We start from the raw sequence: 15,462 nt of genomic DNA, 5'->3' as shown, positions 1-15,462 counted from the left end.
TAGATTCATGATGGGTCTGCTCGCCGCCGCCGCTCTCAGCTCCCCCCGACGACCAAGTAGGTGTATAGGTCGGCGATAAATCCGGGCAATCACCGTGGTTTAGGGGCAGGCTGCATGGTTCAACCCAAGTGGACGAAGGCATCACACGCTCGGAACTATCTGACCCGGCAATACGAGCCGTTGCAGCCCTATCTGCTCCGCCAACTGGCGCGGCATTGCGGTTGCGACACTTTTCTCGACGTCGGTGCGAACGTCGGTCTGTATTCGATCTTGTTCTCAGCGGAGGAAGGACTGGAGGTCCACGCCTTCGAACCCGCTCCGACAACCTTCGGTGAGTTGCTCCACAACATTGCTCTCAATGGCAGCGCGCGGGTGCGAGCCTATCAGCTCGCCGCCTCGGACAGGAAGGGCGAAGTCGGCTTCGGGGTCGTGCATGATCTTTCGGGCGCCAACAGCGTCCTAGACACGTCGATCCACGACGAGCGAACTTTCACCAATCGAATGAAGGTCAAGGCCGACCGACTCGACAGTCAGCTGGACCTTCGCCGACGCCGGATCTGCGCCAAGATCGATGTCGAAGGGCATGAGCTGCAGGTGCTCGAGGGGATGCAAGGCCTTTTCGAAAGCAATCAGTTCGTGGTTCAGGTCGAATGCTTTGCTTCAGAGCACGATCCACTGCACCAGCGCTTGACGCAGGCCGGCCTCGTCGAGCTCTTTGCTATCCGCGCGGATCGCTATTTCGCTGTTCGCGAACTGGCGCCATCCCCGGAGCAGATCGTCCATATCTTCGAGCAGGCGACCGCCGATCTCATCGAGGAAAGCCTTGAAGAGATGAGAGAAAGTTTCACCGGTTGGGGCGGCGTCTGGCCGGTGAACGTCCGTCTTCCCGGCTACGTCAACCTGCAGGTGCTGGGACCGGTCGCGACATTCCTGAGGTCCATCAAGCATCGCATGCCAGGCGGACAGGCACGTTCCACGACCGGCTAACAACCCGAAAAACTGCGTAAAATCGCCGGTATCGATACTGCGCTCTTTACCCTATCTTTACGCGTAAGGCCGAGTTTCCTCCCAGATTTGTCTGGGGAGGCAAACGTGAACGATGGATTCTCGGCCTTTAAGGCCATGGCACTTGGGCTTGCCGGCATGTTTCTTGTGGTGAGCGTCGCGCCGGACGTGACCAGCGGTCACTTTGATCCGCTGCGGTTTGCGCGCGAAAAGCTCGGCGGGAAGAAGAATACCACCTCGGGTGGGACGACTTCGACCGGCACGACGACCGGAACAACCACCGGGGCGACGACGGGCACGACTACCGGAACGGCGACGGGGTCGACGACCACCACGACCACGAACGCGCTTTATACGGAAGCGACCGTCGTCCCGAGCAACTTCGACGTGACGACGACGCTTCAGGCTACCTGGGGTGATGGTGAGATTCCGGTCTCCAATGCTCCCGACACCGTCGGCGCATTCCGCTTCATCTGCGGAGCGGGTCAGCTCCTCTATGACGACCCGATGGTCCATCCGGGTCAGCCGGGCGCGTCGCACCTCCACCAGTTCTATGGAAACACCGCAGCCAACGCGAATTCCACTTTCGCAAGCCTGCGTGCGTCCGGTGACAGCACCTGCAACAATATGGGCAACGGCACGGCCGCCAACCGGTCCGCGTACTGGATGCCCGCCATGCTCGACGGCAAGGGCAACGTCATCCAGCCGGACTATGTCCAGACCTATTACAAGCGCATCCCGCAGGGGACGGACTGCAACCCGCAGACCAGCGCGACCGCACAGGGGATCTGCGCGACCATTCCCAACGGCCTGCGCTTCATCTTCGGCTACGACATGATCAACAATCGTGCGGCGACCTACCCAGGTCACTTCATCTGTGACGGTCCGGGCGCGCTGCCGGGCAACTTCGCGTCCATCCCAGCGGCAAAGGCCGCCTGCCCGGCCGGCTCTCACCTGGTGGCGCTGATCGATACGCCGAAGTGCTGGGACGGCAAGAACCTCGATACGGCTGACCATCGCAGCCACCTGTCTGATATGGTTCGCAACGACAGCACGAACTGGCTGGCGAAGTGCCCGACGACCCACCCGTACCTGATCCCGCAGTTCACGCTGGGCGTTTACTATTCGGTGGTTCAGGGCGACGACCTCGCGTCCTGGCGCCTCTCGTCGGACGAGATGCACCCGGAGCTTCCGCACGGTTCGACCTTTCACGCCGACTATTGGGAAGCCTGGGACGTCAACGTCAAAGCAATGTGGGCCGGCAACTGCATCGACAAGATGCTCAACTGCTCCGGGGGCGACCTTGGCAACGGCAAGCAGCTGAAGGGCGCGTCTCAGCCGGTCTACGGCTGGAAGAACCCGAACCGCGTGGTTCCTGTCCCGAAGAACGGAAGCACGAGCATGGCGAGCATGCTTGGCATGTGAGCCGATCATGACCCTTACGATCGTGGGGCCGGCGAACGCCGGCCCCATTTTCGTTCGGGCAACGCTTCCGCGGCCATCAGGCCTAAAGCTCCGTTAACCCGAATATCCTAGTGAAATGACATGGCGCTTCGCACTGCACTCGTGATGTTCCAGCGGCTGCTTCGCGAGGAGCGGGGCAACACACTGGCCCTCTTGGCCTTCGCTTTGCCCCTGTTGATCGGATGTGCCGGGCTAGCCGTCGACACGATCCAGTGGGTTTTCGCGAAACGTCAGCTGCAAAGCACCGCCGATGCCGCGGCTCTCGCAGGTGTCTATGGCCTAATCCAGAACGGCGACATGGAAGGTGCAGTCGATCGCAGCATTGCGGTCAACAAGGACCTCGATCCGAGCCGGGCAACTACCGCCGAGCAATCGCCGGAAGACCATCGCGAGGACCCGTTCGCCGTCCGTGTCCGGATTGCCACTCCGGCGAAGCTCACCTTCTCGTCGGTATTCCTCAGGCGGCGTCCGGTCATCAGCGTCGAAGCCACCGCGACCGTCGTGGAAACTGGGGAGTATTGCGCGTTCGCCGTCGGTGCCGATGACGAGACCGGTCTGAAGATCGAGCCCAGCGCCAACGTCGAACTGGGCTGCGGCGTCGCGACCAACTCCTCTTCGTCGAAGGCGATCGAAGCCGACGCCTCCTCGACAGTCAGCGCCGAGCGGATGACCGCGTTCGGCGGTATCGATGTCCAGAACTCCAAGGCGACGCGGGTACGCGGCTATGGGCTCAAGCAGAAGGATCCGCTTGCCGATTCCGATCCGCCGCTGATTCCGAACACCGGCTGTCCGAACATCACCGTGAACGCCGATGCGGCTCAGCAGAATGGCGGGAGAGTGGAGATCGATCCGGGCTGCTACGGCAACCTGGTCGTCAACGGGCCGATCTTCCTTCGCGACGGCGAATATATTCTGAACCGCGGCAGCCTTCTTGTCGGGCCGACGGCCGAGCTCTCGTGCAAGTCCTGTACGATCTTCCTGACCAGCGAGGACCCGACCGGATCACCCGGCTCGATCGGCAAGGTGCAGATCGATCCACACGCCAAGGTCCAGCTCGCAGCACCGAGCCAGGGGCCGAATGCGGGACTACTGATCTATCAGGACCGGCACGTTGAGAATGCGCAGGATCGCGGCGAGAACGTCATCGCCGGCAACAGCTTCTCGAAGTTCAAGGGCCTGGTTTACCTGCCGGCCGAGATCCTGCGGGTGGACGGGGAGTTCTCGCCGGACGTCCAGTGTGCGCGATTCGTTGGCAAGCGGCTGATCTTCATGGGCCGCATCCTGATCGCCAAGGGCTGCTCGGACAACAACATCATGAACTTCAAGGGCACGGACGTCCGCCTCATCGGCTGAGCCGTGCTCCGGGCAAAAAGAAAGCTGCCGGCCCGAGGGCCGGCAGCCAACTTTCCTTCTCTGCCCCCCGGCTGACTTATGCCAGCTGGAGAAGCTTCGCGTTGCTGCGGCGGCTGCGGCGGAGCGCCATGCCCGCGCCGGCGAAGCCGACCAGCATCATCGCCCAGGTCGCCGGCTCAGGAACGCCGCCACCCGAACCGGTGGTGTAGAGCGCTGCGTTCGAGAAGCCGCGGATGTTGTCGAGCACGACATAGTCCGCACCCGTCGTGCCGAAGTTGAACAGCCAGAACACCGACACGTTGCCGCTGTTGCCAAGGTTGTCGTCGATGTTGCCGAAGTGCGCGCCGATGATGGTTTCACCGAACAGCGTCTGGCCGAAATTGATCTGGTTGGTGTTCGTCAGGGAGCCGATCACATCTCCAGCGTTAACCAGACCAGTCCAATTGCCGTCCCAGGTGAACGAGCCCGGAAGCGCAGCGATTGCACCCTGCTGGAGGGCGATATCGGTCGGGCTGCCGTTGAGGATGTTACCACTGTAATAACCTTGGCAAGCCGTGGCGTCCGGAGTGGTGATCGTAACGTCACAACCGCCGAGGAAGTCGCCGTTGGCGGCCAAGGCTGGAGTGGAAACGCCGACCGCAGCAGCGGCGACGGACAGGGCCGTGAGGGCCTTAAGGAGCGAGCGACGCATTTTCAAAACCTTTGTGCCGGCTCATTCCCCCCATTGAGAATGAGCAAGTGAGTCGTCCTCTAAACGAAAGATTAACATACTTCAACGCCGCGTTAAGCTTAACCTGTTTCAATTCGGGAATTTTCAGGTTGTAGGTCTTATTGTCACTTAATCCCGCCGTGGCGCTCTCAGTAAGCCAAGGCTAGGGCGTCGGTGACGGGCAGCGTCATTATCGAAGAGGGGGCAAATGGCTCGCACGTACAGCATGCGTAAAAGGGTGATGGTGACCGGCGGCGCCGGTTTCCTCGGCTCCCACCTCATCGATCGCCTTCTCGAAGCCGGGCACGACGTGCTGTGCGTCGACAACCTCTTCACGGGCACGAAGGAGAATATCGCGCACCTGCATTCGAACCCGCGGTTCGAGTTCATGCGGCACGATGTTACCTTCCCGCTCTTCGTGGAGGTGGACGAGATCTATAATCTCGCCTGCCCCGCCTCGCCGATCCATTACCAGCACGATCCCGTCCAGACGACGAAGACGTCGGTGCACGGTGCGATCAACATGCTGGGTCTCGCCAAGCGGCTGAACTGCAAGATCCTCCAGGCCTCGACCAGCGAAGTCTACGGCGACCCGTCAGTGCATCCGCAGACCGAGGATTATTGGGGACACGTGAACCCGATCGGGCCGCGCTCCTGTTACGACGAAGGCAAGCGCTGCGCCGAGACCCTCTTCTTTGACTACCACCGCCAGAACAGTGTGCCGATCAAGGTGGCGCGCATCTTCAATACCTATGGCCCGCGCATGCACCCGGCCGACGGACGCGTGGTTTCGAACTTCATCATGCAGGCGCTGCGCGGCGAGCCGATTACCATCTATGGCGAAGGCAGCCAGACCCGCTCCTTCTGCTACGTCGACGACCTCATTCGTGGGTTGATGGCGCTGATGGATTCGGGGCCGGAGGTCACTGGCCCGACGAACATCGGCAATCCGGTCGAATTCACCGTCCGCGAGCTCGCGGAGAAGGTCATCGAACTGACCGGCTCAAGCTCGACGTTGGTGAAGGAGCCACTGCCGCAGGACGACCCGCAGCAGCGCCAGCCGGACATCTCCAAGGCGAAGCGAGAGCTCGGCTGGGAGCCGTCCGTGCCCTTGGAGCAAGGGCTCGTGAAGACGATCGACTATTTCCGCCAGTTCAGCTGACATCGATCACAGTCGGCCCTGGCTGACCGTCTGCTGGCCGGAAATCCAATGCTCGAGCCGAGTCCGAAGCGAAGGGCGCGACGGAATAAAGCCGGCCTCTGTCGAGCCTGACGCAGGCGGTTCATCATAGATTTGCAGGTTCTGCGGGATGCGAGGCCGAAGGGTCTCCCGTCCACGCAACTTGTCCTCCGCCAGGTTCAGTGCCCGGTGAACCTCCTCCGCAGTGAAGGGCTTCATCAGGCAACCGAGCGCCAGGTCCGGCATCGGGAAGCTTGGCGCCTTTCCGCTGACGAACAGGCAAGGCACTTCGAAGTCGCTGAGGCGGACCGCGACCGAAAAGCCGGTGCTACCGCGCGCTAGGTGAAGATCGACGAGAGCTAGGTCCGGGCTGTGATATTCCGCCGCAGCGATCGCGTTGTCGGCATCATCGGCAATCGCCACGACCCTATAGCGCGGATTATCCTCGACCAGATATTTCAGCGTGGTCGCAAGCTGCGAATCGTCCTCGACTATCAATATCTTGAGCACCGTGTCCTCCCCGTCCCACGGAGAAATCCCGTGCCGCCAATGCTCATCCGAAACGGACGCGTTGCGAATCCCTCGTGAACGAAGTTTACGACGAAGCGACTCGGCGACCGGGCCAGCCGATGCAAAACGGCCGGAACGCTTTCGCGCCCCGGCCCGCACTGCTCATAAGTTATTGATTTAGATGCGGTAGAAGATGTGCGCTCCGATTTGCTGGACCCGCGTCAGGCGGCGGCCCCACGACGGCGCGACATAATTCGCATGGTACCAGAGCACGTCGTTCGACAGGCTCGGCACGACGTCCGCCATGGCGAGACGCGTGATCGCCTGGGCCTTGCGCCACGCGTCCGACGACGTGTCGATCCGCGGGAACTGGCCGTTGCGTACGAAGGAGAACTGCCACGGCTGCTTCACCGTCGCGCACCAGCTCGGCGGATACCGGCCGGATGCGGCGCGGTTCATGACGACCCGCGCCACGGCGAGCTGACCTTCGAGAGTCTCGCCCCGCGCTTCGAAATAGACAGCGGTCGCGAGGCAGGTCGCTTGCTCGTTCAACTCCGCGCCGGCGCTATAACGGTCGACGAGCGCATAGAGCGGCCAGCCGTTCTGGTAGAGCCACGCAGCTTCCTTGGCGACGTCCGGAGCAATGCTCGCGGACACGGCCCCCGCCGGCGTGGCCTGGACCGCGCTTCCAGCGACCGATGCAACAGCTGCACCGGTCGCGGCGCTCGCGGCTGCCGCCGCAGCCTGCACTGCTTGCGCCGTGCCGAGCGGATGCGCTGCCGCATCCACCTGACCAGCGACCGCAGCCTGTGCGCTTGCCTGAACGACGGGCTGTGCCGACGCTACATTGGAACCCAACGCAACGAGTACAAATGCCGCAGCCGCAGTGACCCTGCGGCCCACAAACAACTTCTTCAAATCTTTTCCGTTTTGCCTGGCGGCCGACCGTCTTCGCGCTCATCCCGAGCGCTCGTCGAATGACGATGTCCTGGTCGTCCGTCTTGCCCTGGAGCGGCGCAATCGGCTGCCGCTCACTCGCTCTAAACTTGCTGAGGACCAGATACGTATGGAGTTGCAATAACCCAAGATGACAGTCGATGAACCGAGCCGCGCACGGGTTAACTTGCGGAACTGAATGGATTTTTAGCGATTCATCGGCGCTATCCGTCAACTCGTCGTCGCGAATTGCCAAGCCGGCGCTTTCCGCCACCGGCTCACCGCTGTAGGCGGCTCCCCATGGCATATTGGCTGATGAAGTCCGAACCTTCCAGCTACAGCTGGGACGATCTCGTCCGTGACGGGAGCACCGAATGGGACGGCGTCCGCAATAACGCGGCGCGCCTCCATCTCAAGGCAATGAAGCCGGGGGACGAAGCCTTCTTCTATGCGAGCATGACCGACAAGGCGGTCGTCGGCATCATGCGCATCACGCGAGAGGCTCAGCCCGACCCGGGGGATGCCGATTGGGTGTCGGTCCGTGTCGAGCCCGTGAAGCCGATCGGTCCCGTCACACTCGCAAAGATCAAGGCCGAGGCCGCTCTGGCTAAGATGGAGCTGATCCGCCAGTCGCGCCTGTCCGTCGCTCCGGTGCGCGAGGATGAGTGGCAAATGATCCTTGGAATGGCGCGATCCGCGTAGTCACGGGTCATTGTCCCACCTCAACTTTCGATAGCTGCAATCCACTTTAGGAAAGCAGCATAGGGCTCCGTCGCCGACTTCGGCGGCGGCCAGTGGCGTTCGTCTCAAACTTTGGGGGAGACTTGCCATGAGCACACTTCGATTCACGACCGTTATCGCCGTCGCAGCCTCGACGCTGCTCGCAACGCCTGCAATCGCAACGCCCGGTTCGGGCTTCGCGCCCTCGCCCATCGTCAGCGGGAATTTCGGGACGCTTAACGTCAACACCGCCGACGATAAGACGGGCAAATGGGGTCTCCATCTCAAGACCCTCGACAGCACGGACATCGGCGCTGACCGGTTGACGGTCCAGGCGGGCGGTTTCAGCGGCTGGCACGCCCATCCCGCGCCCGTGTTCGTTACCGTCGTTCAGGGGACCATCGTCTGGTACGACGGCTCCAATCCGCTTTGCACAGGGAACACCTACAGCGCAGGACAGTCCTTCGTCGAAGGCGCCTACGTCCCGCACAACGTATGGAGCGCAGACGGCGCGCAATTCATTGCGGTGGTCATTAAGCCGGCTGGATTCCCCGGCCCCGCTTTCCGGCTCGATCGGCCCAAGCCGAACAACTGCAACTTCTGAGTTTGGGGGCAGCCGGAGCGGCTCAAGCCGCTCCGGCTTTTTGCCGTTTCATAAGGTGACAAAGGCCTTCGCGGCCTTCCATGAATCCTGCCATCGCGTAGGATAAGGACGCACAACGTGTGCGTCGCGTCGGAAGGCTTGAACCTTGAAGTGGATTTTCCTGGCCGGGTTGCTGGTCTTCACGCCGCTCCTGACCATGTTCCTTCGCAACAACCGGCAGCACCTGCCCAAGGCCGCCTTCGCCCTGGGGCTGCTACCGTTCATCGAAACGCGCCTGAACATAAGCGCCCAGCCCTACGGCTGGCCGGGTTGGCAGGGTTACGTCAAAGGCATCGACATCTCGCTGACTGACGCCGTCGCGGTCGCGATGATTGTCGCAGGCGCCAGCATAAAGACGCCGCTCCGGATCAAGCTCGCTTTCCTGTTCTTCGTCGCGGTGTTCGTCATCTCGACCATGGCGGCCGACGCGAAAATTCCGTCGCTCTTCTACGGCTGGCAGATTCTTCGCTGCTTGCTCGTCTATTATGCCGTCTCGCGGGCAGCGACTGCGGATCGCGAGGTTCCGCTGAACCTCCTCACGGGCCTGATCACGGGCCTGTCCATTCAGGCGGTTGTGGTGGTCCAGCAGCATTTCAGCGGGACGGTGCAAGCAGGCGGCTGGTTCGGACACCAGAACCTGCTCGGCATGGCCACCCACTTCATCGTTTATCCGGCCTTCGCTGCCTTCCTCGGAGGTTACTATGTCCGCCGGACGGCGCTCTGCGTAGTCGCAGCGTTCGTGGTGGCCTGGGCTGGCGGATCGAGAGCCACAATCGGCCTGATGTGCGTGGGCCTGTTCGCCACGATGGTCCTGTCGTGCTGGCATCGAACGAGCTCGCGCAAGATGGCAGTCGCTGGCGCCGGAGCGCTGGGAATTGCCCTCGCCGTCCCCATTCTCATCGCAGCAATCGACCGGCGCTCTGAAGTTGCTCGGGAGCATAGCAACGACGAGCGCGACACCATGAAGGCTGCCGCGTCCATGATCGTCGCGGATTATCCGTTGGGAATCGGCGCCAATCGCTTCGTCGCGGTTGCCAACGTTGGCGGCTATTATCCTCGCGCCGGTGTCACGTGGACCAGCGCGGCAGCCCCGGTTCACAACACCTACTACCTGATCGCCGCGGAGATGGGCGTGCTCGGCGTCGTCGCCTACGCCACCATGCTAGCGGCCCTGCTATCGGTCGCTGTCGGCACTTTACGGATGCTGTCCCCGGGCTTCGAGGCGGAGTATGCGGCCGGCCTGGTCGTGGTCGTCCTGGCGGTCGCCGTCCACTCCTACGTCGAATGGATTACGATGCTTTATCCGATCCACGCCTTCCTAGCGATGAGCGTCGGAACGATGGTGGCGCTTCGTTCCAGGGCCACTGCGAAGAAGCGCCCGCCGAAGTCCGTCCAGTCGGCGATGAGCCACCCGCAGCCCACGCCTGCGGCAACCTGACAACGGCAGCGACTAGGGCGTGGGATCCGACGCCGTGAATGGCGAGCAGCAGGGCTTGGCGACTGCACTGTATTCCATCAGTTCGACCCGCGTGCCGTCCGGGTCGTAGAGGTTCGCCTGCCACTTGCCGTCGCGGCCCATGCTGGGCCCGTCGTGGCGTTCGGGCAGGCGCTCCTCCGCATAGAGGCGCGTCATCGCCGCCTCCATGTTCGGCACGGCCAAAGAGACATGGTTGAGAACGCCAAGCTGCCGCGCGTCGACGCGGTCAAGCGCCACGGTCGAGCCGGGTCCGACCATCATATATTCGAGCCAGTCGCGGCCGTCGGGGACCTGCTGCGACACCCAGTCGACGGCATCGCCTTTCATGGCGCCGAACCAGTAAGGCCGGAAACCGAGCAGATCGCGATAGAAGGCGTCCTCCGCGCTGCGATTGCGCACGAGATAGCCGACGTGGATGATCCGGCCGCTGACCGCCGACGGCGAGCTTGCAATCGGCGCGCCTGGCTGCACGAAGCGGACTTCATTGCCTTCGGGGTCACGCGCAGAGATCCAACGGTCGCCGTCGTTCTTGCCGCTAAGGTCGCTCACCTTGGTCCCGTGTGAGGAAAGATAGGCACGAAGCGCGCCCGCATCGGACGTCGCGTAGGCGACATGGGCGAGCATCGACGGTCCCTGCGAAGCGGGCGCAGGGAGCACTTCCACGAACTGACGCGGGCCGAAATAGTAGCGCGCGCCCGCAGGATCCTCCGGGTTCGCGGCTTTCTTCCCACCGAGGATGAAGCCGTAGAAGCGATCCGACGCCTGCAGATCGCGAGCGTAGACGGCGATATGCGACACGCCGCCGATCGCCGGACGCAGGGTCGTCGCAGGTGCTGCGAGAGCGCCTGACCCGAGCAAGGCCATACTCAGAACCCAGCCGGATCGAATCATCTGCCGCCCCCGTCGAATGACCAGTCCGCAGACTGTCCATTCGAAAGAGGATCGGTCAACCGTCGAGCTAGGCGGCTTCCATCTTGCGCGACTGGCGCTTGCGCTCGTGCGGGTCGAGGAAGCGCTTACGGATGCGTACGACCTTCGGTGTGACCTCGACCAGTTCGTCGTCCTGAATGTAGGCGATCGCCTGCTCGAGGGTCATGCGACGCGGCGGGGTCAAGCGAATGCCCTCGTCCTTGGGGCCGGAAGCGCGGAAGTTGGTAAGCTGCTTCGACTTCAGCGGGTTGACCTCGAGGTCGTGAATCTTGGCGTTCTCGCCGATCACCATGCCTTCGTAGAGATCATCGCCCGGCGAAATGAACAGGATGCCGCGGTCTTCAAGCGCGTTGAGCGCGTAGGCGACGGCCTTGCCCTGTTCCATCGAGATCAGAACGCCGTTCTGGCGACCGCTGATCGGGCCCTTGTGAGGACCGTATCGCTCGAACAGCCGGTTCATGATGCCGGTACCGCGCGTATCCGACAGGAATTCGCCGTGATAGCCGATCAGGCCACGTGAAGGCGCGCTGAAGATCAGGCGCGTCTTGCCGCCGCCCGACGGGCGCATGTCGGTCATCTCCGCCTTGCGCATCGCCATCTTGTCGATGACCGTGCCGGAGAATTCGTCGTCCACATCGACCACGACCGTCTCGTACGGTTCCTCGAGGCCATTAGGACCGTCGCGGAACAGAACGCGCGGGCGGCTGATCGACAGCTCGAATCCTTCACGGCGAAGAGTCTCGATAAGCACGCCAAGTTGAAGCTCGCCCCGACCGGCAACCTCGAAGCTATCGTTATCGCGCGCGGTCGTGACTCGGATGGCGACATTGCCTTCGGCTTCGCGCTCCAGGCGATCGCGAATCACGCGGCTCTGCACCTTGTCGCCGTCGCGTCCCGCATAGGGGCTGTCGTTGACCGAGAAGCTCATCGCCAGCGTGGGTGGATCGATCGGCCGCGCTTTCAGGGGCGCACTTACCGCCGGATCGGCAAAGGTGTTGGAGACGGTCGCCTTGATGAGTCCCGCGATGGCGACAATTTCGCCGGCTTCCGCACTCTCGACCGGCACCCGCTCGAGGCCGCGAAATGCGAAGACCTTGGTCGCGCGGCCTTCCTCGACGACGTTACCGTCTACGTCGATCGCCTTGATCGGCATGTTCGTGGTGAGCTTTCCGCTTTCGATCCGCCCTGTGAGAATGCGGCCGAGAAACGGGTCGCGGTCGAGCAAGGTGGCGAGCATGCGGAACGCGCCCGCGTCGACCCGCGGCGGCGGAACATGGCTGACGATAGTGTCGAACAACGGCGTCAGGTCGCCGGAGCGGACATCGTCGCTAAGGCCCGCGTAACCGGCGCGGCCGCTTGCGTAGAGCGTCGGGAAGTCCAGCTGCTCGTCATTGGCTTCGAGGTTCAGGAATAGCTCGAACACTTCGTCGAGCACCTCCGCGGGACGCGCGTCCGGGCGATCGATCTTGTTGACGACGACAATCGGCTTCAGGCCGAGCGCCAGCGCCTTGCCGGTGACGAACTTCGTCTGCGGCATCGGGCCCTCGGCGGCGTCGACGAGGAGGATCACGCCGTCGACCATGGACAGGATGCGCTCCACCTCCGCGCCGAAGTCGGCGTGGCCCGGCGTATCGACGATGTTGATGTGCGTGCCGTTCCATTCGACCGACGTGCACTTCGCGAGGATGGTGATTCCGCGCTCCTTCTCGAGCTCGTTGGAATCCATCGCGCGCTCTTCCACGCGCTGGTTCTCGCGGAAGGTGCCGGACTGGCGAAACAACTGGTCGACGAGCGTCGTCTTGCCGTGATCGACGTGGGCGATGATCGCCACGTTACGGAGGTTCATTGCTTTTCCCGGAAAATGTGAGCCGCGCACATAGTGAATAAACGTCCATGTTGCAACGCAGCATGAACGCCTTGGTCCACGGAGCGTTTAGCCCGCGAAACCGAATAGCTTGAGGAGGTTAGTCATGCCCCGCGGAGCGTACACGGCAAAGCAGGACCGAAAAGAGAAGCATATCGAGGAAAGCTATGAGAAGCGCGGTGTGTCGCACAAGGAAGCGGAGCGCCGGGCCTGGGCAACCGTCAACAAGCAGGACGAGGGCGGCAAGAACGCCGGGTCCGGGCGCAGCTCCAGCCGTAGCGAAGCAGCAAAGAAGGGTTGGGAAACGCGCCGCCGCCGCGGCAAGAGCTAAGTCGAGGCTAGTGCGCGCGCTCGAGGATTTCGATCGCGCGCTCCACGGCGCGCAGTTCGCTGGGCGCCATTCGCTCCAGCATTTCGACGAGCGATCCGCGCGTGGCGAACGGACGCTCGAGGGCTTCCTTGCCGGCCTGCGTCAATCGCATTGCGAGCCGCCGGCGGTTGTTCGGATCGGGCGCTCGCTCGATGAGCCCCGCGCGAACCAGCATGTCGACGGAACGGCTCACGGCCGGCGCGCCGCGCCCCGTCGCATCCGCGACCTGGTTCAAGGTCGCAGGCTCATGTTGAGAGACGGCGGAAAGCAAAGCGCGCTTCGCACGCTCGGCCCGTTCTGCTGGACCGTCGGCGACGAAATTCTGAGCGATGTCGGTGAACCGCGTTGCGACAGCAGCTGGCGATGACCCCCACAGCATGATTGCACGATAACAAGTGTTGGCGACCTTGCAATATTGCTGTTTCGCGTTGTCGACATTCGGAGCCCGGATTGGGACGAACAACCGTCGTGGCGCATGTCACGATGCTCGGCTAGGTTGCAGCCCGACGCATGAAAACTGACCGCCCGCGCCTTCCCCGCAACGTCTGGATTCTCGGCTTCGTCAGCCTGCTGATGGACCTGTCGAGCGAGATCTATCACGCGCTGCTTCCGGTCTTCGTCACCGTAACCTTGGGCCTACCCGCAGTCGCACTCGGCGCGATCGACGGCTTGGCGGAGGCTACTGCGAGCTTCGCCAAGCTCGTGTCCGGACGCCTCTCGGACCGGAGCACGTGGCGCAAGCCCTGGGTCATGGCCGGCTACGGTCTCGCAGCCTTGTCGAAGCCTCTGTTCCCGATCGCCCAGGGCGCCGTGGAGCTGATGGGCGCCCGCTTCGCAGACCGCGTCGGCAAAGGCATCCGCGGAAGCCCACGCGACGCGATGATCGCGGACGAGACACCTCCAGAAATCCGCGGCCGCGCGTTCGGACTGCGCCAGGCGCTTGATACGACCGGGGCGTTGCTGGCGCCCATCGCCGCGATCTTCCTGATGTGGCTGCTCGCGAACAATATCCGCGCGGTCTACTGGATCGCGATCGTCCCGGCCTTCCTGTCGTTCCTGCTGGCCTGGCTGGCCCTTCGCGAGCCGGAGCAGCGCGTTGCCAACGGCAAGGCGTCGCCGCTGCTGCGCGGTTTCCGCGAGATCGATCCGGCGACCCGTCGGCTGCTTGCGGTCGGCTTCCTCTTCACCCTCGCGCGTTTCTCCGAGAGCTTCCTCATCCTGAAGGGCGTCGAGATCGGCCTCAGCGAAACGCTTTCCCCGCTGACCCTCGTTCTGTTCAACCTGGCCTATACGGTTCTGGCTTATCCAGCAGGATCGCTGAGCGACCGCATCAGCCCCAAGTCGATCCTGATGGTCGGCATGGCGGTGCTGATCGGCGCCGACCTGATCCTCGCCTGGACCACCGGCTACGTCGCGCTTTCGATCGGCGTGCTCCTGTGGGGCGCGCACATGGCTCTGACGCAAGGCGTGTTCGCGCGGATGATCGCCGACAGCGCACCGGAGCACCTGCGAGCGACAAGCTTCGGCGCCTTCTGGTTCGTTACCGGCGTCGCGTCGCTTCTCGCGAGCCTTGGAGCTGGGCTGCTTTGGGACCGAGAAGGTCCGAGTGCGACCTTCCTCATGGGGGCACTCGCCGCTGCCGTCGCTTTGGCGATGCTCAGCCTTCTACAGGATCCCGATCGCCGCCCTGCCCGATAGCGACCGGAGCACCGTGCGACGTGAACGGCGGCATGCGCGCCGAGCCGCGCCAGCGGTCGACGAACTGGTGCTTCAGCGCAGCGCCCACATGCAGGAGGATCAACGCGATCAGCAGGAATGCGGACATGGCGTGCACGTCGCCGGCCATCTCACCTGTTTCTTTGCTGATGCCGGGGATCACGGGGACCTGGATGCCCCCGATCAGCGGTGTCGTCGGCCCGTCCGCGAAGCCCGAGACGGAGATGAACCCTACGATCGGCATGGCGATCAGCAGCAAATAGAACAGCCGGTGGTTCCAGACCGCCGCGAACCGCTCCCATGCGGGCAGCTCCGGCGGAAACGGCGGGGGCGGGTTCTTCAGCCGATAGGCGAGCCGCCCGAGCGTGAGCAACAGGATCACGACGCCGACACTCTTGTGCCAGACGAACACATTGTCCCGGCCGGGACCCGGTTCCGACAGGCCGAACCGGAATCCAAGATAAGCCTGGAACAGCACGAGCAGCACCGTGACCCAGTGCAGCGTCACCGTCGTATTGGAATAGCGAAGGACCGCCTCTTGCGGCGCCGTTTCAGGAACGCTGGACATGAGCCTCTCCGTTCGGA

The 15,462-nt window shown here is 63.0% G+C and carries 16 protein-coding genes; 9 read left to right on the top strand and 7 right to left on the bottom strand.

Annotated features, from left to right (window positions below; genetic code table 11):
- Positions 1 to 114 precede the first annotated feature (114 nt).
- The 3 genes from LZ016_RS00920 (at position 115) to LZ016_RS00910 (ending at position 3,822) form a co-directional block, all read left to right on the top strand.
- Positions 115 to 987, top strand: a complete 873-nt coding sequence (locus LZ016_RS00920) for an FkbM family methyltransferase (protein ID WP_241445151.1) — start codon at positions 115 to 117, stop codon at positions 985 to 987.
- Positions 988 to 1,092: 105 nt separating this feature from the next.
- Positions 1,093 to 2,430 carry a DUF1996 domain-containing protein gene (locus LZ016_RS00915; protein WP_241445150.1) on the top strand — a complete coding sequence of 446 codons (1,338 nt, stop codon included), beginning with the start codon at positions 1,093 to 1,095 and terminating at the stop codon, positions 2,428 to 2,430.
- A gap of 120 nt (positions 2,431 to 2,550) precedes the next feature.
- The gene (locus tag LZ016_RS00910) at positions 2,551 to 3,822 is read left to right on the top strand and encodes a pilus assembly protein TadG-related protein (RefSeq protein WP_241445149.1); all 1,272 of its coding nucleotides are present in this window, start codon (positions 2,551 to 2,553) and stop codon (positions 3,820 to 3,822) included.
- Between the two features lie 76 nt (positions 3,823 to 3,898).
- Here LZ016_RS00910 and LZ016_RS00905 read toward each other — a convergent pair whose 3' ends face one another.
- On the bottom strand, positions 3,899 to 4,513 hold the full coding sequence (locus LZ016_RS00905) for a PEPxxWA-CTERM sorting domain-containing protein (RefSeq protein WP_241445148.1): 615 nt from the start codon (positions 4,511 to 4,513) through the stop codon (positions 3,899 to 3,901).
- Between the two features lie 226 nt (positions 4,514 to 4,739).
- Here LZ016_RS00905 and LZ016_RS00900 point away from each other — a divergent pair, with 226 nt between their 5' ends.
- Positions 4,740 to 5,693 carry a UDP-glucuronic acid decarboxylase family protein gene (locus LZ016_RS00900; protein WP_241445147.1) on the top strand — a complete coding sequence of 318 codons (954 nt, stop codon included), beginning with the start codon at positions 4,740 to 4,742 and terminating at the stop codon, positions 5,691 to 5,693.
- A gap of 6 nt (positions 5,694 to 5,699) precedes the next feature.
- Here the strand turns inward: LZ016_RS00900 and LZ016_RS00895 are convergent, their stop codons facing one another.
- Both LZ016_RS00895 and LZ016_RS00890 read right to left on the bottom strand, forming a co-directional pair.
- Positions 5,700 to 6,221, bottom strand: a complete 522-nt coding sequence (locus tag LZ016_RS00895) for a response regulator (RefSeq protein ID WP_241445145.1) — start codon at positions 6,219 to 6,221, stop codon at positions 5,700 to 5,702.
- A gap of 177 nt (positions 6,222 to 6,398) precedes the next feature.
- Positions 6,399 to 7,139: a cell wall hydrolase gene (locus LZ016_RS00890; protein WP_241445143.1), complete on the bottom strand. Its 741-nt coding sequence runs from the start codon at positions 7,137 to 7,139 to the stop codon at positions 6,399 to 6,401.
- A gap of 318 nt (positions 7,140 to 7,457) precedes the next feature.
- Between LZ016_RS00890 and LZ016_RS00885 the strand changes: the two genes are divergently transcribed.
- The 3 genes from LZ016_RS00885 to LZ016_RS00875 all read left to right on the top strand — a co-directional run bounded on the left by LZ016_RS00885 (position 7,458) and on the right by LZ016_RS00875 (position 9,958).
- Positions 7,458 to 7,859 (top strand): EVE domain-containing protein, encoded by a 402-nt coding sequence (locus tag LZ016_RS00885; RefSeq protein ID WP_241445141.1) that lies wholly within the window; start codon positions 7,458 to 7,460, stop codon positions 7,857 to 7,859.
- A 127-nt stretch (positions 7,860 to 7,986) separates the two neighbouring features.
- Complete coding sequence (locus LZ016_RS00880; RefSeq protein ID WP_241445139.1) at positions 7,987 to 8,481, top strand: cupin domain-containing protein; 495 nt, start codon at positions 7,987 to 7,989, stop codon at positions 8,479 to 8,481.
- A gap of 145 nt (positions 8,482 to 8,626) precedes the next feature.
- Positions 8,627 to 9,958: an O-antigen ligase family protein gene (locus tag LZ016_RS00875; protein ID WP_241445137.1), complete on the top strand. Its 1,332-nt coding sequence runs from the start codon at positions 8,627 to 8,629 to the stop codon at positions 9,956 to 9,958.
- Positions 9,959 to 9,970: 12 nt separating this feature from the next.
- Here LZ016_RS00875 and LZ016_RS00870 read toward each other — a convergent pair whose 3' ends face one another.
- Together LZ016_RS00870 and typA are read right to left on the bottom strand one after the other, a co-directional pair.
- Positions 9,971 to 10,888, bottom strand: coding sequence for a VOC family protein (locus LZ016_RS00870; RefSeq protein ID WP_241445135.1), 918 nt, complete (start codon positions 10,886 to 10,888; stop codon positions 9,971 to 9,973).
- Between the two features lie 67 nt (positions 10,889 to 10,955).
- A complete protein-coding gene (gene typA / locus LZ016_RS00865; RefSeq protein WP_241445132.1) occupies positions 10,956 to 12,773 on the bottom strand; it encodes a translational GTPase TypA in 1,818 nt (605 codons plus the stop codon).
- A 124-nt stretch (positions 12,774 to 12,897) separates the two neighbouring features.
- Between typA and LZ016_RS00860 the strand changes: the two genes are divergently transcribed.
- On the top strand, positions 12,898 to 13,122 hold the full coding sequence (locus LZ016_RS00860; RefSeq protein ID WP_241445126.1) for a plasmid stabilization protein: 225 nt from the start codon (positions 12,898 to 12,900) through the stop codon (positions 13,120 to 13,122).
- 7 nt (positions 13,123 to 13,129) lie between these two features.
- Here LZ016_RS00860 and LZ016_RS00855 read toward each other — a convergent pair whose 3' ends face one another.
- Positions 13,130 to 13,540 (bottom strand): MarR family winged helix-turn-helix transcriptional regulator, encoded by a 411-nt coding sequence (locus LZ016_RS00855; protein ID WP_241445123.1) that lies wholly within the window; start codon positions 13,538 to 13,540, stop codon positions 13,130 to 13,132.
- A gap of 131 nt (positions 13,541 to 13,671) precedes the next feature.
- On the opposite strand from LZ016_RS00855, the gene LZ016_RS00850 reads away from it, so the two are divergent.
- Complete coding sequence (locus LZ016_RS00850) at positions 13,672 to 14,859, top strand: MFS transporter (RefSeq protein WP_241445122.1); 1,188 nt, start codon at positions 13,672 to 13,674, stop codon at positions 14,857 to 14,859.
- Here LZ016_RS00850 and LZ016_RS00845 read toward each other — a convergent pair.
- A complete protein-coding gene (locus LZ016_RS00845; protein WP_241445121.1) occupies positions 14,819 to 15,445 on the bottom strand; it encodes a cytochrome b in 627 nt (208 codons plus the stop codon). The two genes, LZ016_RS00850 and LZ016_RS00845, sit on opposite strands and share 41 nt — an antisense overlap.
- Positions 15,446 to 15,462: the final 17 nt, after the last annotated feature.

Source organism: Sphingomonas telluris (assembly GCF_022568775.1).
Taxonomy (GTDB): Bacteria; Pseudomonadota; Alphaproteobacteria; order Sphingomonadales; family Sphingomonadaceae; genus Sphingomicrobium; species Sphingomicrobium telluris.
This window is presented reverse-complemented; position numbering and strand designations above follow the sequence as displayed.